Origin of the sequence: Pseudescherichia vulneris NBRC 102420 (assembly GCF_000759795.1) — a bacterium.
Classification (GTDB): Bacteria; Pseudomonadota; Gammaproteobacteria; order Enterobacterales; family Enterobacteriaceae; genus Pseudescherichia; species Pseudescherichia vulneris.
In genome coordinates this window covers 1-18,740 of sequence record NZ_BBMZ01000022.1, presented here as the reverse complement: position 1 = coordinate 18,740, position 18,740 = coordinate 1, and the positions used below count along the sequence as shown (strand labels likewise).

15 protein-coding genes are annotated in these 18,740 nt (G+C 57.7%); 10 read left to right on the top strand and 5 right to left on the bottom strand.

Going from position 1 to position 18,740, the window contains the following annotated elements:
* Positions 1 to 8: 8 nt before the first annotated feature.
* From selB to EV102420_RS16525, 5 genes are all read right to left on the bottom strand, one after another.
* Positions 9 to 1,862: a selenocysteine-specific translation elongation factor gene (selB, locus tag EV102420_RS16545; protein WP_042393949.1), complete on the bottom strand. Its 1,854-nt coding sequence runs from the start codon at positions 1,860 to 1,862 to the stop codon at positions 9 to 11.
* Positions 1,859 to 3,247, bottom strand: a complete 1,389-nt coding sequence (gene selA, locus EV102420_RS16540) for an L-seryl-tRNA(Sec) selenium transferase (RefSeq protein WP_042393948.1) — start codon at positions 3,245 to 3,247, stop codon at positions 1,859 to 1,861. Before selA ends, selB begins: the two co-directional genes overlap by 4 nt.
* Positions 3,248 to 3,343: 96 nt before the next feature.
* The gene (locus tag EV102420_RS16535; protein WP_042393944.1) at positions 3,344 to 3,952 is read right to left on the bottom strand and encodes a glutathione S-transferase; all 609 of its coding nucleotides are present in this window, start codon (positions 3,950 to 3,952) and stop codon (positions 3,344 to 3,346) included.
* A 90-nt stretch (positions 3,953 to 4,042) separates the two neighbouring features.
* Positions 4,043 to 5,179 (bottom strand): HlyD family secretion protein, encoded by a 1,137-nt coding sequence (locus tag EV102420_RS16530; protein ID WP_042393942.1) that lies wholly within the window; start codon positions 5,177 to 5,179, stop codon positions 4,043 to 4,045.
* 3 nt (positions 5,180 to 5,182) lie between these two features.
* Positions 5,183 to 5,515 carry a DUF3302 domain-containing protein gene (locus EV102420_RS16525; RefSeq protein ID WP_042393939.1) on the bottom strand — a complete coding sequence of 111 codons (333 nt, stop codon included), beginning with the start codon at positions 5,513 to 5,515 and terminating at the stop codon, positions 5,183 to 5,185.
* Between the two features lie 433 nt (positions 5,516 to 5,948).
* On the opposite strand from EV102420_RS16525, the gene EV102420_RS16520 reads away from it, so the two are divergent.
* From EV102420_RS16520 to trmL, 10 genes are all read left to right on the top strand, one after another.
* The gene (locus EV102420_RS16520) at positions 5,949 to 7,874 is read left to right on the top strand and encodes a PTS mannitol transporter subunit IICBA (protein ID WP_042393936.1); all 1,926 of its coding nucleotides are present in this window, start codon (positions 5,949 to 5,951) and stop codon (positions 7,872 to 7,874) included.
* 95 nt (positions 7,875 to 7,969) lie between these two features.
* Positions 7,970 to 9,118 (top strand): mannitol-1-phosphate 5-dehydrogenase, encoded by a 1,149-nt coding sequence (gene mtlD / locus EV102420_RS16515; protein ID WP_042393933.1) that lies wholly within the window; start codon positions 7,970 to 7,972, stop codon positions 9,116 to 9,118.
* On the top strand, positions 9,118 to 9,708 hold the full coding sequence (mtlR, locus tag EV102420_RS16510; protein WP_106403947.1) for a mannitol operon repressor MtlR: 591 nt from the start codon (positions 9,118 to 9,120) through the stop codon (positions 9,706 to 9,708). Before mtlD ends, mtlR begins: the two co-directional genes overlap by 1 nt.
* A gap of 58 nt (positions 9,709 to 9,766) precedes the next feature.
* The gene (locus EV102420_RS16505; RefSeq protein ID WP_042393927.1) at positions 9,767 to 10,129 is read left to right on the top strand and encodes a YibL family ribosome-associated protein; all 363 of its coding nucleotides are present in this window, start codon (positions 9,767 to 9,769) and stop codon (positions 10,127 to 10,129) included.
* 516 nt (positions 10,130 to 10,645) lie between these two features.
* Positions 10,646 to 13,306: a T6SS effector BTH_I2691 family protein gene (locus tag EV102420_RS16500; RefSeq protein WP_042393924.1), complete on the top strand. Its 2,661-nt coding sequence runs from the start codon at positions 10,646 to 10,648 to the stop codon at positions 13,304 to 13,306.
* Positions 13,303 to 14,295 carry a putative type VI secretion system effector gene (locus tag EV102420_RS16495; RefSeq protein WP_042393920.1) on the top strand — a complete coding sequence of 331 codons (993 nt, stop codon included), beginning with the start codon at positions 13,303 to 13,305 and terminating at the stop codon, positions 14,293 to 14,295. Before EV102420_RS16500 ends, EV102420_RS16495 begins: the two co-directional genes overlap by 4 nt.
* A 311-nt stretch (positions 14,296 to 14,606) precedes the next feature.
* The gene (lldP, locus tag EV102420_RS16490) at positions 14,607 to 16,262 is read left to right on the top strand and encodes an L-lactate permease (RefSeq protein ID WP_042393917.1); all 1,656 of its coding nucleotides are present in this window, start codon (positions 14,607 to 14,609) and stop codon (positions 16,260 to 16,262) included.
* Positions 16,259 to 17,032, top strand: a complete 774-nt coding sequence (gene lldR, locus EV102420_RS16485) for a transcriptional regulator LldR (RefSeq protein ID WP_042393915.1) — start codon at positions 16,259 to 16,261, stop codon at positions 17,030 to 17,032. Before lldP ends, lldR begins: the two co-directional genes overlap by 4 nt.
* On the top strand, positions 17,029 to 18,213 hold the full coding sequence (gene lldD, locus EV102420_RS16480) for an FMN-dependent L-lactate dehydrogenase LldD (protein WP_042393913.1): 1,185 nt from the start codon (positions 17,029 to 17,031) through the stop codon (positions 18,211 to 18,213). Before lldR ends, lldD begins: the two co-directional genes overlap by 4 nt.
* A 47-nt stretch (positions 18,214 to 18,260) precedes the next feature.
* Positions 18,261 to 18,734 carry a tRNA (uridine(34)/cytosine(34)/5-carboxymethylaminomethyluridine(34)-2'-O)-methyltransferase TrmL gene (gene trmL / locus EV102420_RS16475; RefSeq protein ID WP_042393910.1) on the top strand — a complete coding sequence of 158 codons (474 nt, stop codon included), beginning with the start codon at positions 18,261 to 18,263 and terminating at the stop codon, positions 18,732 to 18,734.
* The last annotated feature ends 6 nt before the right edge of the window (positions 18,735 to 18,740 follow it).

Here is an 18,740-nt window from a genome sequence, read left to right as displayed (position 1 = left end):
CGACAAAGTTACGCCTGCGGATTGGCCGGGAACAGCAGAGCGTCGCGCAGCAGGTGATCGTTGCCGCGTCGGCGGGTAAAGCCGATGCGGTCGAAATATTCGAGGATCTGAATGGCCAGCTTGCGTCCGACGTTGAGCTGGTCGCGGAAGTCGGCGGCACAGGTTGATCCACGCTCACCGTCCAGGGCGCGGATCAGGTTCGCAAAGGCCACAATGCGATCGTTGCGGTAGTAGCGATCTTTTACGATCGCCGTGATCAGCCCCTGCTGTGCCGCCTGGTGCAGAACGCTGCGCATGATCTGCTCGTCTGCCCCCACCTCACGCGCCAGGTCGCGCACCCACCAGGGTTCATCCGCAAACAGCATGGCGACTTTCTGCCAGATCGTGTCCTGCTCGGCAGTAAAGCCTGCTTTATGATCCGGCAGATGTAACCAGCCGTGATGGCTGTGGATATCTCCGCTCTCCCGCATCCGCTCGATGAGCGTCAGCACCAGCGCCTCGTTCTCCATCGGCAGGGCCATGCGGCGCAGACGCTCGCGCCCTGGCCCTGGCTCATCCCGATGCTGGGCATGGTAGGTAGCGAGGGTATCAAGGATCTTGCGCTGCCAGCGGGCGGCGACCGCGGCGCTAATCAGGCTGTCTCCGGCCTGGATCAGCGCCGGGCTCTCGGTCAACGCCGCCAGCCCCTGAGCGTTAAGCTGTCTCTCCCACGCGAACGATGGCAGATGTACCGCGCCGCGCGTCAGGTGTACCGCCAGCGCGCCAGCATCGTCACTCGCTTCAGTCAGCGCAGCGATCCACGCCAGGTACTCTGGCTTACGTTTGCCCCGGCGCGGCGGATTAAGCGTGACTACCCTCGCTCCGGCCAGCGTGGTACGGGCAGCGATATCGCGCAGCACCAGCCGATCGTTATCCGCCAGCCACAGCGGCGTATCCAATACCAGCTCGGCCAGATTATCTTCGAGCAGCGAGACGCGGCCCGTCACGTGGCTGGCGGCATGGTGAATGTGCAGCGGCTGCCACTGACCCAGCGGCGCGTGGGTGTGCAGCGCCACGATCAACCGTGTCACAGGCTCAGGCGGCGCCTCGGCCAGCAGCCAGTCGCCGCGACTGATAGCCTCTTTTTCCGCGTCGCCCGCAATGTTCAGGGCAATACGCTGCCCGGCGTGGGCTTGCTCTACCGGCTGGTTTTGCGCATGCAGGCCGCGCACGCGCATCGGCCTGTTCACGCCGGTAAGCCACAGGGTATCGCCCACCTTTACGCTGCCGGAGAGCGCCGTGCCGGTCACCACCAGCCCCGCGCCCTTGACGCTAAACGCGCGATCGATGGCAAGGCGGAAGCGGCGCTCGTCGGTCTGCTCGCGTTCGGGCAGCGCCAACAGATGCGCGCGCAACGCCTCAATGCCCATCCCCTGCGTCGCAGCGGTAGTAAACAGCGTTGCCTGCGGGTAGCCATACTCTGCCAGCACGCTACGCACCTCGGCCTCGACCTCGGCTATCCGCGCCTCGTCCACGCGATCGGCCTTGGTCAACGCCACGGTCAGCGCCGGGTTGCCGGTGAGCTGTAAAATCGCCAGGTGCTCCCGGGTTTGCGCCATCACGCCGTCGTCGCAGGCCACCACCAGCAGTGCGCCGTCGATACCGCCAACGCCCGCCAGCATATTGGCAAGAAACTTCTCATGGCCCGGCACATCAATAAACCCTGGCACGCGGCCATCCGGCTGGGGCCAGTAGGCGTAGCCGAGATCGATAGTCATGCCACGCTTCTTCTCTTCCGGCAGCCTGTCGGCATTGATACCGGTAAGCGCCTCCAGCAGCGTTGTTTTGCCATGGTCAACGTGCCCGGCCGTTGCAATAATCATTTCAGTAACCTGTTCAAAAAGCGGGATTCATCGTCAAGGCAGCGCAGATCGAGCCATAGACGACCGTCGGAGATGCGGCCAATCACCGGCTGCGGCAGTGCGCGCCACTGCGCCGCCAGTGCTTCAAGGCGGCTACCGCGTCCGTCGCGAGGAGTAAAGGTCAGCGCCGCGCTGGGCAGCCTGTCCACCGGCAGCGATCCGCTGCCGATTTGCGACTGGCAGTCTTCAACCTGCATCAAAAACTCAGCGTAGCGGCTCTCCAATGCGGGCAGAAGCCGCTCGGCCTGCTGGCGAATGTCGTCCGCGCTGCGGGTCAGCAGGCGCAGCGTCGGCAGCCGTTCGGCCAGCTTCTCCGGATGCAGATAGAGCCTGAGCGTTGCCTCCAGCGCGGCGAGGGTCATCTTATCCACCCGCAGAGCGCGCTTAAGCGGGTGCTGCTGGAGCCTGGCAATCAGCTCACGCTTGCCGATGATGATCCCCGCCTGCGGACCGCCGGGCAGCTTATCGCCAGAGAAGCTCACGAGGCTGACGCCTGCGGCAATCATCTCCTGCGGCATCGGCTCTTTCGGCAGACCGTACTGGCTGAGATCGATCAGCGAGCCGCTGCCTAAGTCGGCCACCACCGGCACGTTCAGCGGCAGGCCAATTTGCACCAGCTCCGCCTCCTCCACCGCCTTGGTGAAGCCGGTGACGGCATAGTTGCTGGTGTGGACCTTCATCAGCAGCGCCGTATTCTCGTTCACTGCCTCACGATAGTCTTTGGCATGGGTGCGGTTGGTGGTGCCCACCTCGTGCAGCACGCAGCCCGCCTGGCGCATCACGTCCGGAATGCGAAACGCGCCGCCAATCTCTACCAGCTCGCCGCGCGACACCACCACCTCTTTACCGTTCGCCAGCGCGGCCAGCATCAGCAGCACCGCCGCCGCGTTGTTATTCACAATGCAGGCATCCTCTGCGCCGGTCAGGCGGCAGAGCAGATCCGCCACGCCGCGATCGCGATGACCGCGTCCGGCCTCGTCGAGGGCGTACTCCAGCGTCACCGGCGTGCGCATCGCCTCGGCAACCGCCTCGATGGCGGCCTCCGCCTGTAGCGCGCGTCCGAGGTTGGTGTGCAGCACCGTGCCGGTGAGGTTAAATACCGGCCGCAGGGCGCGGGTTTCATGCTGCGTCAGCCGGCTCTCGGTTGCCGCCGCCCAGTCCGCGCACCAGGCGGGCAGCGCCTGGGTTTCGCGCACCGCAAGACGGGCCTCGTCCTGAAGCTGGCGCAGGGTATCCACGACGCGGCGGTGACCGAAGGTATCGACTAAAACAGCAAAGGCGTCGGCGTGCAGCAGACGATCGGTTGCCGGGATCTGGCTGAAAAGCGAACGTGATTCAAGGGTCATGACAAAGCCTGCAGTAGATTACCCCTCCCGCCGGAGGGGATTCGACGTGAAGGGAGATTGTACAGCGTACCGGCGCAGGCTGTCAGTATGCTGGGGCTAGGACTTTGGCGGTTCGGTACGGGCAAAGCTCTCCCGCTGGAACAGCGTTTCCACCAGCTTCACCAGCTGCGGCCTGTCCACGCACCAGCCGGGCGAGACGCGGCGGAAGTTGATGTAGCCGATGGCGCAGGCCACGGCGATAGTAGCAACGTTGAGGCTATCCGGCTGAATATCGCCCTCGCTGACGTGCTTTTCCAACATGTCCAACGCCCGGCTGATTTTCTCCCGCTGGCGCAGCAGCTCGGTCTCCGACTGCTGGGCCGCCGGTCGGGCCTGCTCGCGCACCGAGACCAGTCCGGCATCCATCACCCCATCGGCCAGGGCTTCTATCTGGCGCAGCTTCAGCGCCGCCTTTGGATCCTGCGGCAGCATCGCGGGCGCGATGTCCAGCAGCTCCAGGTAGGCAGCAATGATAGGCGAGTCGTACCAGATGTCGCCCTCATCGGTAACCAGCGCTGGAACTTTGCCCAGCGGATTGTAGTGCGCAACGCCGTTTTCGCCGTTGTAAGGGAACTCATTTACAAACTCAAAGGTGATCCCCTTCTCCAGCAGGATAACGGAGATTTTACGTACAAACGGGCTGGTATAGCTGCCGATAAGTTTCATTGCCTGATCCTGTCTACCCCGAAAAAAGTAATTATGGATCAGCGATGAAAAAAAGGCAGGTGATGCCCATCGCATTCCTGCCTTTTGAGATTAATGGTCAAGATAGAGGTAGTGCATCCAGCTGGTCATTCGCAGCAGCACCTTGCGCATCACCGAGACGTGGTGGAAGTGATCGGAGTAGACCGCGACCTGGGCATAGATGCCGTCCGGCAGGGCATCCACCTCGGCGTTCGGCTCCAGCTCAATGGTTCCCAGCACGCCATCAGTGCCGGGCACCACCGTCAGCGACTGTAAGGCACCCTGCGCCTGATAGGAGCCGCCCGGCACTACCGGCAGAATAGTGGTCAGCTTGCCCTTAAACACCTGTCCAGGTAGGGCGTTGAACACCACTTCTGCTTCATCGCCAGGCTCAAGTCGCAGCAGGGAGTTCTGCCGGAACTGGGCCACGATCTGCCGCTTCTGCTGGGGAATAAAGACCATCACCGGACGCAGGGGCAGCGCGGCGGCGTAGGTCCCTGGGCGGATCAGCACCTGGGTCACGTAGCCATCACTCGGGGCACGGATCACCGTCTGCTCAAGGTTATATTTTGCCTCCGTCAGCTGTGCCCGCAGGCTAACGATCTGCGACTGTTCGCCGTTGACCATGCTGTCCAGCTGGCTCTGGATCTGCACCTGGTCGGCCACGGAGGTCTTTACCATCGCATCCTGAGCGAGATAGTTCTGCCGGGCGTTGTCGATATCGCTTTCAGAGAACGGATTCACCCTCGCCCGGCTGCCGCGCACGTAGCGCTGGTAGTCTTTATAGAGGCGGTCGCGTTCGGCCGAGACACGCAGGGTATTGGCCTGGGCACCCGCCAGCTGCGCCTTGAGCACGTGGATGTTGTGGGTGGCCGTCACCAGGTCGGCGTTAAGCCTGTCGACCCTGGCCTGATACCGCACCGGATCGAGTTTAAAGAGCACGTCGCCCTTTTTAATCAGCTGGTTTGATTTGTCCGTTACCTCACTCACAACGCCAGTAACCTGCGGCGTAATCGGAATCGAGATCACCGCCTTCTGCGCCGTGAAGGTATAGGGGTGGTTGTAGTTCATGAGCAGGATCAGGGCGCTGACGAGAAATATGCCCCCCAGCGCCGCCGTGGAGAGCGTCCACTGGTTAACCGGAATGCGGAATATTTTAAAGATGGCCCAGGCCAGAGCGACGTAGGTTAAGACGATCAGCAGATCCATACGCTACTCCCCCGCTCGGGTTTGCATTCGCTTCAGCTCTCTTTCAAGGGCCTCAACGCGCTGTTGCAGCTGTAGCTCGCCGCCGCCGCTGTTGAAGTGGGACTGCATCCCCCACCCGCGTTCCGGGCGATAGAGCGTGGCCCAGATCCAGAGAAACGGCCACAGCACGTGTAGGGTAAAGAGGCTCACCCAGCCTGCAATATGAATTGCATCGGCATGGGGATGGTTACGGGCTTTGGCAATCCGGTAGGGAATGTCATGAATAATGATGATGCCGTAGAACAGCACCAGGAAGACGAAAATCAGGATGCCGAGCGCAAAGTAATTCAGGAACATAATGTTGACCTCGAATTTACGCTGAGAAGATGTTGCTGACTTACAGTATTGCCGAGTCCCGTAATAAGAAGTTGCTGCCGCTCACGTTAAGAAAAGTCCAGGTGAAAATTTCTTGTGATCTAAATCACAAACCGCAAACAAAGTAACGAGATAGAAATGTGATTAACATCACATTAACAGTCCCATACCGTCTTTTTTTTACCCGCTGTTCTTTTTTTACACCTATGATTTGTGACCGCCATCACACCTAAACCGGGCGTGATCCCTATATTAGTGTGATCTGAATCACACTAAATCGTGCCATCTGGACAGTTTCTCGATTCGGTGCCAGATTCGCCACACAGAACATGGGTTCGGCTACCTCTGCCGCCTCGTTAACAAAAAAAGTTGGGCTTCCGCCCTGCGCGACAGCAAACATTAGAAGGGGTGTTTTATGTCATCCGATATCAAGATCAAGGTGCAAAGCTTTGGTCGTTTTCTCAGCAATATGGTAATGCCCAACATCGGCGCATTTATCGCCTGGGGTATTATCACCGCGTTGTTTATTCCAACAGGGTGGTTGCCTAACGAAACGCTGGCAAAACTTGTCGGCCCAATGATTACCTATTTGCTGCCGCTGCTGATCGGTTATACCGGTGGTCGCCTGGTGGGCGGCGATCGTGGCGGCGTGGTCGGTGCGATCACCACCATGGGCGTGATCGTCGGTGCGGATATGCCGATGTTCCTCGGCGCAATGATTGCCGGTCCGCTGGGCGGCTGGGCGATCAAACGCTTTGACGTCTGGGTTGATGGCAAGATCAAATCCGGCTTCGAAATGCTGGTGAACAACTTCTCCGCGGGCATCATCGGTATGATCCTCGCGATTCTGGCGTTCCTCGGCATTGGCCCGGCGGTAGAGGTGCTCTCTAAAGCCCTGGCCGCTGGCGTTAACTTCATGGTTGTCCATGACATGCTGCCGCTGGCCTCTATCTTTGTTGAACCGGCGAAAATCCTGTTCCTCAATAACGCCATCAACCACGGTATTTTCTCACCGCTGGGTATTCAGCAGTCCCATGATATCGGCAAGTCTATCTTCTTCCTGATCGAAGCGAACCCGGGTCCGGGGATGGGCGTCCTGCTGGCGTACATGTTCTTCGGTCGCGGCAGTGCGAAACAGTCTGCGGGCGGTGCGGCTATCATCCACTTCCTGGGCGGTATCCACGAAATTTACTTCCCGTACGTGCTGATGAACCCGCGTCTGCTGATCGCCGTTATCCTCGGCGGGATGACCGGCGTGTTTACCCTGAGCGTGCTGAACGGCGGCCTGGTCTCCCCGGCTTCCCCTGGCTCTATCCTTGCCGTGCTGGCGATGACGCCGAAAGGTGCCTACTTCGCTAACATCGCTGCTATCGTCGCTGCGATGGCGGTTTCGTTCGTGATCTCCGCCATCCTGCTGAAGACCAGCAAGGTGAAAGAAGAGGACGATATCGAAGCGGCAACCCGCCGTATGCATGACATGAAAGCGGAATCCAAAGGCGTAACCACTGCCGCTGCTGGCACGCCGCTGGCGGCAGGCGCGGTCTCTAACGACCTGAGCCACGTTCGCAAAATCATCGTAGCCTGCGACGCCGGGATGGGTTCAAGCGCCATGGGTGCAGGCGTGCTGCGTAAAAAAGTACAGGATGCTGGCCTGACCAACATCTCCGTGACCAACAGCGCGATCAACAACCTGCCGGCAGACGTGGACGTGGTTATTACCCACCGCGACCTGACCGAGCGTGCGATGCGCCAGGTGCCACAGGCGCAGCACATTTCGCTGACTAACTTCCTCGACAGCGGCCTCTATACCAACCTGACCGAGCGTCTGGTTGCGGCCCAGCGCCATACGGACAACGAAGCGAAAGTGCGCACCAGCCTGCAGGACAGCATTGACCAGAGCAACAGCCATCTGTTCAAGCTGGGTGCGGAGAACATCTTCCTGGGCCGCACCGCGAGCCATAAAGAAGAGGCGATTCGCTTTGCCGGTGAGCAGCTGGTGAAAGGCGGCTACGTGCAGCCAGAGTATATCGACGCCATGCTGGAGCGTGAAAAACTGACCCCGACCTACCTGGGTGAGTCCATCGCGGTTCCGCACGGTACGGTTGAAGCGAAAGATCGCGTGCTGAAAACCGGCGTCGTGTTCTGCCAGTACCCGCAGGGCGTGCGCTTTGGCGAAGAGGAAGATGACATTGCCCGTCTGGTCATCGGTATCGCTGCACGTAATAATGAGCACATTCAGGTGATTACCAGCCTGACCAATGCCCTGGACGATGAGTCCATTATCGAGCGCCTGGCGCATACCGATAGCGTTGAAGAAGTGCTGGCGCTGCTGAACAAGTAAGCCCTCCTCCCCTCTCCCTTTGCGGAGAGGGTTTGGGTGAGGTCAGAGCCTCACCCCAGCCCTCTCGGGTAAAAACATTAATGAAGGTTAATACTATGAAAGCATTACATTTTGGCGCAGGTAATATCGGACGTGGCTTCATCGGCAAACTGCTGGCGGACGCTGGGATTACGCTGACGTTCGCCGATGTGAATGAGACGGTGCTCGACGCCCTGAATGCCCGTCATAGCTATCAGGTTCATGTGGTGGGTGAAAACGAGCAGGTTGATACCGTCTCCGGCGTCAACGCGGTGAGCAGCATCGGTGATGAGGTGGTCGATCTGATCGCCGACGTGGATCTGGTGACCACGGCGGTCGGCCCGGTGGTGCTGGAGCGCATTGCACCCGCGATTGCCAAAGGGCTGACGAAGCGTAAAGCGCAGGGCGTAGAGACCCCGCTGAACATCATCGCCTGTGAGAACATGGTGCGCGGTACGACTCAGTTAAAAGGCCACGTTCTCAATGCGCTGGCAGATGAGGACAAAGCCTGGGTTGAAGCGCACGTTGGCTTTGTCGACTCGGCCGTAGACCGCATCGTTCCGCCGTCGGCCTCTGCCACCCACGATCCGCTGGAAGTGACCGTTGAGACCTTTAGCGAGTGGATTGTCGACAAGACCCAGTTCAAAGGCGCGCTGCCGAACATTGCGGGCATGGAACCGACCGACAATTTAATGGCCTTTGTGGAGCGTAAGCTCTTCACCCTGAACACCGGCCATGCTATAACCGCGTACCTTGGCCGCCAGGCGGGCCATCAGACCATTCGCGACGCCATTCTCGATGAGAAGATCCGCGCGGTGGTGAAAGGGGCGATGGAGGAGAGCGGCGCGGTGCTGATCAAGCGCTACGGCTTTGATGAAGCGAAGCATGCTGCCTATATCGAGAAGATCCTCGGCCGCTTTGAGAACCCGTACCTGAAGGATGACGTTGAGCGCGTAGGCCGTCAGCCGCTGCGTAAGCTGAGCATCGGTGACCGTCTGATCAAGCCGCTGCTCGGCACCCTGGAGTATCGCCTGCCGCACGAGAACCTGGTCAAAGGGATCGCTGCTGCCATGCACTACCGCAGCGAGCAGGATCCGCAGGCGCTTGAGCTGGCGGCGCTGATTGACGAGAAAGGCCCGCAGGCTGCGCTGGCGCAGATCTCCGGTCTGGAAAGCACAAGCGACGTTGTCGCCGAGGCGGTTAACGTTTATAACGCTCAGGCATGATGCCCTACCCGGCGCGGAGCGATCCTCCGCGCCCGAATATAAGATTGTCGGATATGCAGGCAATAATGGAAGAAACCCAGGCCTTTGAAAACCGTGTGCTTGAGCGTCTGAATGCTGGCAAAACCGTCCGAAGTTTCCTCATCGCCGCCGTTGAGCTACTCACGGAAGCGGTGAATATTCTGGTACTTCAGGTGTTCCGCAAAGACGACTATGCGGTGAAATACGCTGTGGAGCCGCTGCTGGAGGGCGATGGCCCGCTGGGCGATCTCTCCGTGCGCTTAAAGCTGATCTACGGCCTCGGCGTGATTAGTCGTCACGAGTATGAGGACGCGGAGCTGCTGATGGCCCTGCGCGAAGAGCTGAACCACGACGGCAACGAGTACGGGTTTACCGATGATGAGATCCTCGGCCCCTTTGGCGAGCTGCACTGCGTCTCTGCCCTGCCCCCCGAGCCCCAGTTTGATACCAGCGACGCCGACCTCTACGCCATGCAGAGACAGCGTTACCAGCAGGTGGTGCGCTCGACCATGGTTCTCTCCCTGACCGGGCTGATCTCACGCATCAGCCTGAAAAAAGCCTTTCAGAAGTAACGTTGCGCACATTAGTGTATCCTTTGCAGTAATTCCCCTGTTTTTAGAGTCATCCGTTATGAAAGAAATCGAAAAGAACGAAATTAAACGCCTGAGCGACCGCCTTGATGCTATCCGCCACCAGCAGGCTGCCCTGTCACTGGTTGAGTCTGCCGACAAGTACGCCGAGCTGGAAAAAGAGAAAGAGACGCTGGAAGCGGAGATTACTCGCCTGCGCGAAGTGCATGGTCAGAAGCTGAGCAAAGAGGCGCAGAAGCTGATGGATCTGCCTTTCCGTCGAGCGATTACTAAAAAAGAGCAGGCCGATATGGGCAAGCTGAAGAAGAGCGCACGCGGGCTGGTGGTAGTGCACCCGATGACCGCCCTGGGCCGCGAGATGGGCCTGAAAGAGATGACCGGCTTCGCGAAGACCGAGTTCTGATTTTTTGCCGGGTGGCGCTACGCCTGCCCGGCAATACCGCTTTTCGCAACACCAATGCGTGCTTATTTTTGCGAGAATAAGCATATTTCCCCTTATTCAGACCGTGTTTTTAATATTCAGAAATACATTACTAATTATGATTGATTAAAGTATAAATCATTTCTGCCAGCAATAATAAATAGTCAGCTTTGCGGTTTCGCCGCACATCTATCCTTTTAACAGGTGCTCATTTCACGTCATAACGCATCGCAAAACACAAAAAACCAATTCACTATTAAATTTTATTACACTTTATTGTGTTGATCTTTTTTTAAACAAGCATAAGCTCTCACGGAAATTATGCTTCCACATAATGAGCTATTAATACAGAGAACATGTAAAAAGAACCCGGCGAAAGAATTAATCATATTTCCTGCACCTGTTAATGCCAGACCAAGGTTTTTCAGGAAATACAACCCGGTGGGTTATCGGCCATGACATGTATACCTATAATAAAACTGCAGCAAGGAAACGCAGATGAATACATCCCCTCTGGGGCCGAAACCCTGTCCGCACTGCCAGATATCCGGCCCGGCAATACTGCCGGTGCGTTATGCCGTAGTGCCTGCCGGGCTGTCGGCCAGCGTGCCGGCCTGGGCGAAACCGGACACGCCGTTTCCGGAAGGGGACGGCTATGACTACCTGCTGCGCGCCCTGCGTCAGGGCTTTGTGTATGTGTATTACGAAAGTAACCGTCAGTGGGAAGGCTGGTCGGTGGCGGAGGACGGCAGCCTGTGGAAACAGCCCACAGCGGCGTATGCGCAGCCGCAGAAAAAATCAGACTGCACCATGCCGTGCCATAACCCGACCAGTCTGGAAATGCTCATCCTCAGCACGGCAGCGCTGAAAGGCAACTGCTGGATTGCATTCACCCCGGCCAAATGGCGGACCGGTACGCTGGATCGCTACGCTTCTGATGCGAACGCCCGCAGGAAACGGATGCAGTGCGTGGAGTACTGGCAGTGGACCACCCCCGCTAACGAACAGCGTGTTGCACAGGCGAGCGTTGAGGTACTGAATGACATAGCCGACTACATGATGCCCGGCCCTGCCTGTCCGGTGCTGACGCTGCCGTATAACCCGCCGGTGCGGCGCATCAGTCGTACAGAGAGTTGTGCCCCGTGGTTTTATTTTGACGAGGGCGCGGTACGGGTGCAGGGGACCCTGACCCCGTGGAGCCGACGCCGCTGTGAGCAGGCGGAGCGGACAATAGACGCGATGCAGAAACAGGGCACCGGAGTTAACCGCTACGACAAACCGATTACCCAGCTGGTGGTGGCGCTGGAGGATGCATCGGGTATAGCCCATGAACTGGCGGGATTCAGTGATGATATGACCGCCCTGCACGCGGGCTGGCTGGATGAGCTGTCGATTGAGTTTATGAGCATGCAGTTACTGGCTGGTGCCCGTAATCAAATCCGGCAGATGGAAAAAGCACTGGCAGAAAAGCACACGCTGGATGCCTTCAGCAGCACTGTAAATTACGGCATGGATAAGGTCTCCGGCGCAGACGTCGTTCCGGGAGCCGACGCGCAGCGTCAGCTGGTACTGAATGACCTGCTGCGACGGGCACAATTGTCATCAGAACAGGCGGGTAATGAGACACTGGCGACCAGCTGGGCAAAATATGATGCAGGACTGAATCACGACAAGATAAATGCCTTCAACGCCTGCTATGAACAGTTTTGTCAGGTCATTGCCACCCGGATGGAAGCCCTGCACAGCCTGCGTATAGCCTGGCTTGAGTCTGCTTCGTTTATCACCTGCAGCCAGGATTTTTACTCCACGAGTGTGGAAGACAACCTGAGCTATCGCGAAACTGTGGATTACGCGCTGGCCTCGCTGAACCTGACCGATACCGGTGCACAGTGGCTGGACAGCCTGATAAACCAGTACTCCGCGAAATCCGAGAGCAACCTGGTCTGGCGCTCGCTGCTGCTCAATAACCCCGATGTGATAGCTGAGATGACTGTTTATCTGGAAAGTCTGGCGAAGAGCCACGGCAAAACAGAGAAAGCAGATGAAGCGTCATTTCTGGCGGCAGTTGCGCCGCTGGCAGGAAAACTGACGGAAGCCTACGACAAGGCTAATGAACTGCTGGAAAGACCTGCCACGCCGTCCTCCTCGTTTTCGCGGATGATGCTGTACTGCGACCGTCGCCTGAGCACGTTTGGCGACCGCTTCTTTAATTTCACCCGCCTGAGTAAAAGCCTGGACGGGATGAACGAGCTGCTGACGAAATCATTGTTTCAGGTGGTGTCCGGTGTGTCGTTTGACAATGCGGTGCAGCTTTCTGTCGGGCAGATACAGGATGGCGATGCGTTCAGAAGACAGCTCCTGGAGGATATGAAGTATTCGGGAGCGGCTGAACGGCGGAAACTTAGAAGCCGCTATCAGAGTGATTTTGACAAATTTGCCCAGGGTGCTGAAGGCGAAAGTGCCCTGAAAGGGGCACGAATCAAGTTGCTGGCATTGTTCTTTAACGGGCTGGAATTCAAAAATCAGCTACAGGAGAGCAAAGGGGATTCGAAAAGCCATGCGCAGATAGCGTCTGCTTTCCTTGGGACACTCAGCACAGCCACGGAGATTATTGAACCGGCAGTTAAAAACGGAATTCGGAATGGAGCCGGACCCACAAGCGTGAAGTTTGTGGGGACAAGTGCCGGGACGGCTGCAGCGGTGGTTAATCTGGTTCTGGATTCGGGAGATCTTTCCTCTGAATGGAATTCCGACCATAGACGATGGGTTTTTGTTGGACTTAACGTTGGGAAAGTTGGAGTTGATGCTGGTGTTGCACTGAAGTCGTTAGGAGGGCTTCTGGAAGTTTTGGCGAAGATTCCATCACTGAATGGTGCCGTTTTGGGAGCTATGACTGATGCTCTTGCCGAGGCTACAGTTGCAAGAATCGTTGGTTTCCTTGCCAGTTGGGAAGTCATGATTGGAATGTTCCTAATCGAACAACTCATCACTTACTACTTTGGCAACGATTTGCAGAAATGGTGTCGGGAAGGCGTATTCGGACTGGAGCCTGATGACAAACTGAAGAGCACCTGGCAACTGGGCCCCAAAAAGCCTCGTGACAAGGAGTATGACAACCAGCAAGAAGAATATCAAAAAGCACTGGGGGCTGTGTTATGACAAAGGACAGGAAATTTTCGGGAGAGTTTATTGCGTTTGATGAAATCAGGCGTAAGAAAAGCCATTGCGAAACAATCATTGAAGTTAACAACAAATGGGCGGTTGAGCATCCTGACGAATGTGATCCTCTAAAACTTGAACGGGAGAACGAGCAAGCGCTTGCTGAGATAACTCAGTTGAACGCAATTCTGGCAACGGAACCACCACCGCCAGAGCTACCACCTCGCCAGCCATTGTTCAAGGTCAGTGGAATGCTGGAAGAGTTTAGCGTGCAGAAAGTGATTGGCTATTTCACCGATCGCGAATATGACCCTCAAGGATTTGCTAAACAGGAAGCAAGTGAGCAGGTGGGTAGCCTCTTACTTGCGGTAACAGGAAATGCTGCTGGTTCAGTTGTCACGGGGCAAAGCAAAATTCGGAAGGATGATGCCTGTGATTTTGTTCGTGGCAAGATTAACGGCATTCCTTTTCATGGGTGGCTGGGAAAAACAAATGCTCAACCTGGTGATTTCATTGAAATGGCTGTAATGGGACAAGGTGATCACTATGTGGTGTACGCCATCATGCTGCCGGAGCTACGGACCTTATCTATGACCCCTCGTTGTTGTCGTGGGCGAAAAGCCGATATTCGGTTTGCTTTGATATATGGAATGCCGATGATCTCAAGCATATTTTTGATCATTCTAATCGTATTTGCCTTTAAAGGCATGGACCCAGAGTTTATCGCTTTTTGTGCCGCGATTTGGGCCGGGATGTTATTTTTGGCTTTTTGTCGTGCTGCATGGAAAACAATAAAGCAACCAGGGGCTGTAATTCTCCTTGCTGAAAATATTTTTACCACATTAGGGTTTGCTGATCCGCAACGTATTGATCTCAGAAAACTGACCAAAGATCGCTTAAAAAAGCAAAAAGGGAATCCCCCAGCAACTAATGTTCGGGAAATGCCCTCTCGACGAAAAACCTGGACTGATTACTTCTATTACTACTGAAAGGGATTTCCTATGAGCAAGGGCATTATTCGTCTGCATAACAAACTCAGCAGCAATAGGGCAGCAGGTTAATCAACCCGGCCTCAGCTCTCCAAATTGGTCCTACCAATCCTTAGACCAACCGCCCTACACTTCACATTTCCACGATTTCCACTTACAAACTCATTGCTGAAACATAACATCTGGTTAACCATTTGTTGTCATAAACCCTACACAACCCAATTGGCTGGACCACTTTTACACTGACCGTGACGCAGAGATGAGCGCAGACTCACCGCCGATCGGCCAGCTAGGTCCCCAGGAGACCTGCAATGAGCCTGTGGCAACAAAACTACGATCCGGCCGGCAATATCTGGCTGTCGAGCCTAATCGCATCTCTGCCGATCCTGTTCTTCTTCTTCGCGCTGATTAAGCTCAAGCTAAAGGGCTACCTTGCCGCGACATACACTGTCGCCATCGCCCTGCTGGTAGCGCTCTTCTTCTACAAAATGCCGGTTGATCGCGCCATGGCATCGGTGGTGTACGGCTTCTTCTACGGCCTATGGCCGATTGCGTGGATCATTATTGCCGCGGTGTTCGTCTACAAAATCTCGGTCAAGACCGGGCAGTTCGACATTATCCGCTCGTCCATTCTCTCTATTACGCCGGACCAGCGCCTACAGATGCTGATTGTTGGATTCTCCTTTGGCGCGTTTCTTGAAGGGGCGGCGGGCTTTGGCGCGCCGGTGGCGATCACCGCTGCGCTGCTGGTGGGGCTGGGCTTTAATCCGCTGTATGCCGCCGGGCTGTGCCTAATCGTCAATACCGCACCGGTCGCTTTCGGCGCGATGGGCATTCCGATTCTGGTGGCTGGACAGGTCACGGGCCTGGACAGCTTCGAGATCGGCCAGATGGTGGGTCGTCAGCTGCCGTTTTTAACCATCATCGTGCTGTTCTGGATCATGGCGATTATGGACGGCTGGCGCGGCATTAAAGAGACCTGGCCGGCGGTGATGGTGGCGGGTGGCTCCTTCGCCATCGCCCAGTACCTGAGCTCTAACTTTATCGGTCCTGAGCTGCCAGATATCATCTCTTCGCTGGTGTCGCTGGTCTGTCTGACGCTGTTCCTGAAACGCTGGCAGCCGGTGCGCATCTTCCGCTTCGGTGATATAGGTGCTTCTCAGGTCGATGAGAGCCTGGCGCGCACCCGCTACAGCGCGGGCCAGATTATCAAGGCGTGGTCGCCCTTCCTGTTCCTTACCGCCACGGTAACGCTGTGGAGCGTACCGCCGTTCAAAGCCCTGTTTGCACCAGGCGGGGCGCTGTACGATATGGTGATCAACATTTCGGTCCCGTACCTGGATAAGCTGGTGGCCCGCATGCCGCCGGTGGTTAACGCGGCAACGCCCTATGCGGCGGTCTATAAGTTCGACTGGTTCTCGGCCACCGGTACAGCGATCCTGTTTGCCGCCCTGCTCTCGATTGTCTGGCTGCGTATGAAGCCCGCGGCGGCGGTGCAGACCTTCGCCCTCACGCTGAAGGAGCTGGCCCTGCCTATCTACTCTATCGGCATGGTGCTGGCCTTCGCCTTTATCTCTAACTACTCCGGCCTCTCCTCGACGCTGGCGCTGGCGTTAGCCCATACCGGACACGCCTTTACCTTCTTCTCGCCGTTCCTCGGCTGGCTGGGCGTGTTCCTTACCGGCTCCGATACCTCATCGAACGCCCTGTTCGCTGCCCTGCAGGCGACCGCCGCGCAGCAGATTGGCGTCTCGGACGTGCTGCTGGTTGCGGCCAACACCACCGGTGGCGTGACCGGGAAAATGATCTCTCCGCAGTCCATCGCCATTGCCTGTGCGGCGGTGGGGCTGGTGGGTAAAGAGTCGGATCTGTTCCGCTTTACCGTGAAGCACAGCCTGATTTTCACCTGCATGGTGGGGATTATTACCACCCTACAGGCCTACGTCTTAACCTGGATGATCCCGTGATCGTTATGCCTAAACGCCTCCCCGACGAGATCGCCTCTCGCGTGCGGGCGCTGATAAAAGAGCAGCAGCTGGAGGCGGGCATGAAGCTGCCCGCCGAGCGTCAGCTGGCCGCGCAGCTTGGCGTATCGCGCAACTCGCTGCGCGAAGCGCTGGCTACGCTGGTCAACGAAGGGGTGCTGCTGAGTCGTCGCGGCGGCGGCACCTTTGTGCGCTGGCAGCACGACGACTGGTCTGAGCAAAATATTGTCCAGCCGCTGAAAACGCTGCTGGAGCACGACCCCGACTACAGCTTCGATATTCTAGAGGCCCGCCACGCTATTGAGGCCAGCACCGCCTGGCACGCGGCGATGCACGCCACCGATGCCGATAAAGAGAAACTCCGTGTTTGCTACGAAGCGACCCAGAGCACAGATCCGGACATCGCCTCGCAGGCCGACGTGCGCTTTCATCTGGCGATCGCCGAAGCGTCACATAACGTGGTGCTGTTACAGACCATGCGCGGCTTCTTCGATCTGCTGCAGTCGTCGGTTAAGCAGAGCCGCCAGCGCATGTATCAGGTTCCACCGGTGTTTGCCCAGCTTACTGAACAGCACCAAGCGGTGCTCGACGCTATTCTGGTCGGCGACGCCGAGGCCGCGCGCAAGGCGATGATGGCGCATCTGGGGTTTGTCCATACCACCATTAAACAATTCGATGAAGATCAGGCTCGTCAGGCGCGCATCACCCGCCTGCCGGGCGATCCCGACCCTACCAGGGAGAACAACGCATGATTATTTCTGCAGCCAGTGATTACCGCGCAGCGGCTCAGCGCATCCTGCCCCCTTTCCTGTTCCACTACATCGATGGCGGCGCGTACGCGGAATATACCCTGCGCCGCAACGTAGAGGATCTCGCCCAGGTGGCCCTGCGCCAGCGTGTGCTGAAGAACATGGCCGATTTGAGCCTGGAGACCACGCTGTTTAACGAAAAGCTCTCCATGCCGGTGGCCCTTGCGCCGGTAGGGCTGTGCGGCATGTACGCCCGCCGGGGCGAGGTGCAGGCCGCCGCCGCCGCCGATGCGAAGGGTATTCCGTTTACCCTCTCCACCGTCTCGGTATGCCCGATTGAAGAGGTGGCTCCTACCCTGAAGCGTCCGATGTGGTTCCAGCTCTACGTTCTGCGCGATCGCGGCTTTATGCGCAACGCCCTGGAGCGGGCGAAAGCGGCGGGCTGCTCGACGCTGGTGTTTACCGTTGATATGCCGACGCCGGGCGCGCGCTACCGGGATGCGCACTCTGGCATGAGCGGTGCTAACGCGGCCATGCGCCGCTACTGGCAGTCGGTAACCCATCCCCGCTGGGCATGGGACGTGGGCCTGCATGGTCGTCCGCACGATCTGGGGAATATCTCGACCTATCTCGGTAAGCCGACCGGGCTTGAAGATTACATTGGCTGGCTGGCAAACAACTTCGATCCCTCTATCTCATGGAAGGACCTGGAGTGGATCCGCGAATTCTGGGACGGCCCGATGGTGATCAAAGGGATCCTTGATGCCGAAGATGCCCGCGACGCGGTGCGCTTTGGTGCGGACGGGATTGTGGTGTCGAACCACGGCGGACGCCAGCTGGATGGCGTACTCTCCTCCGCCCGGGCGCTGCCAGCGATTGCCGATGCGGTGAAGGGCGACATCGCTATTCTGGCCGACAGCGGGATCCGTAACGGTCTCGACGTGGTGCGAATGATTGCTCTTGGGGCGGACACCGTACTGCTGGGCAGGGCCTACCTCTACGCGCTGGCGACCCACGGCCAGGCAGGCGTCGCCAACCTGCTGAACCTGATCGAGAAAGAGATGCGCGTGGCGATGACCCTGACCGGGGCGAAATCCATTAAGGAGATCACCCGCGACCTGCTGGTGCAGAACGTTGAGCACGAGTCGGTATTTGAACCGGTGAAGACCGGCGACGCGGCGTAATTTACGCGTAAGTCTGCTATGCTGCCCCGCGTTATTGAGGGGGCACCATGCTGAACATCGTCTTATTTGAACCGGAGATCCCGCCGAATACCGGGAATATCATTCGTCTTTGCGCCAATACCGGCTTCCGCCTGCATATTATCGAACCGATGGGCTTTACCTGGGACGATAAGCGTCTGCGCCGGGCGGGCCTGGATTACCATGAGTTCACCGCCGTGCAGCGTCACGCTGACTACGCGGCGTTTATGGCAGCGGAAAATCCGCAGCGCCTGTTTGCGCTCACCACCAAGGGCACACCGGCACACAGCGCGGTGAGCTATCAGGCGGGAGACTATCTGATGTTTGGGCCCGAGACGCGCGGCCTGCCCGCGACAATCCTCGATGCGCTGCCGCCAGAGCAGAAGATACGCATCCCGATGATGCCGGACAGCCGCAGCATGAACCTGTCTAACGCAGTGTCGGTGGTGGTGTATGAGGCGTGGCGGCAGTTAGGGTATGCGGGCGCGGTATTACGCAGTTAGGTATTT

Coding starts and splice junctions, on each gene's coding strand:
- selB (WP_042393949.1), bottom strand. CDS start 1,862: ATGATTATTGCAACGGCCGGGCACGTTGACCATGGCAAAACAACGCTG.
- selA (WP_042393948.1), bottom strand. CDS start 3,247: ATGACCCTTGAATCACGTTCGCTTTTCAGCCAGATCCCGGCAACCGAT.
- EV102420_RS16535 (WP_042393944.1), bottom strand. CDS start 3,952: ATGAAACTTATCGGCAGCTATACCAGCCCGTTTGTACGTAAAATCTCC.
- EV102420_RS16530 (WP_042393942.1), bottom strand. CDS start 5,179: ATGGATCTGCTGATCGTCTTAACCTACGTCGCTCTGGCCTGGGCCATC.
- EV102420_RS16525 (WP_042393939.1), bottom strand. CDS start 5,515: ATGTTCCTGAATTACTTTGCGCTCGGCATCCTGATTTTCGTCTTCCTG.
- EV102420_RS16520 (WP_042393936.1), top strand. CDS start 5,949: ATGTCATCCGATATCAAGATCAAGGTGCAAAGCTTTGGTCGTTTTCTC.
- mtlD (WP_042393933.1), top strand. CDS start 7,970: ATGAAAGCATTACATTTTGGCGCAGGTAATATCGGACGTGGCTTCATC.
- mtlR (WP_106403947.1), top strand. CDS start 9,118: ATGCCCTACCCGGCGCGGAGCGATCCTCCGCGCCCGAATATAAGATTG.
- EV102420_RS16505 (WP_042393927.1), top strand. CDS start 9,767: ATGAAAGAAATCGAAAAGAACGAAATTAAACGCCTGAGCGACCGCCTT.
- EV102420_RS16500 (WP_042393924.1), top strand. CDS start 10,646: ATGAATACATCCCCTCTGGGGCCGAAACCCTGTCCGCACTGCCAGATA.
- EV102420_RS16495 (WP_042393920.1), top strand. CDS start 13,303: ATGACAAAGGACAGGAAATTTTCGGGAGAGTTTATTGCGTTTGATGAA.
- lldP (WP_042393917.1), top strand. CDS start 14,607: ATGAGCCTGTGGCAACAAAACTACGATCCGGCCGGCAATATCTGGCTG.
- lldD (WP_042393913.1), top strand. CDS start 17,029: ATGATTATTTCTGCAGCCAGTGATTACCGCGCAGCGGCTCAGCGCATC.
- trmL (WP_042393910.1), top strand. CDS start 18,261: ATGCTGAACATCGTCTTATTTGAACCGGAGATCCCGCCGAATACCGGG.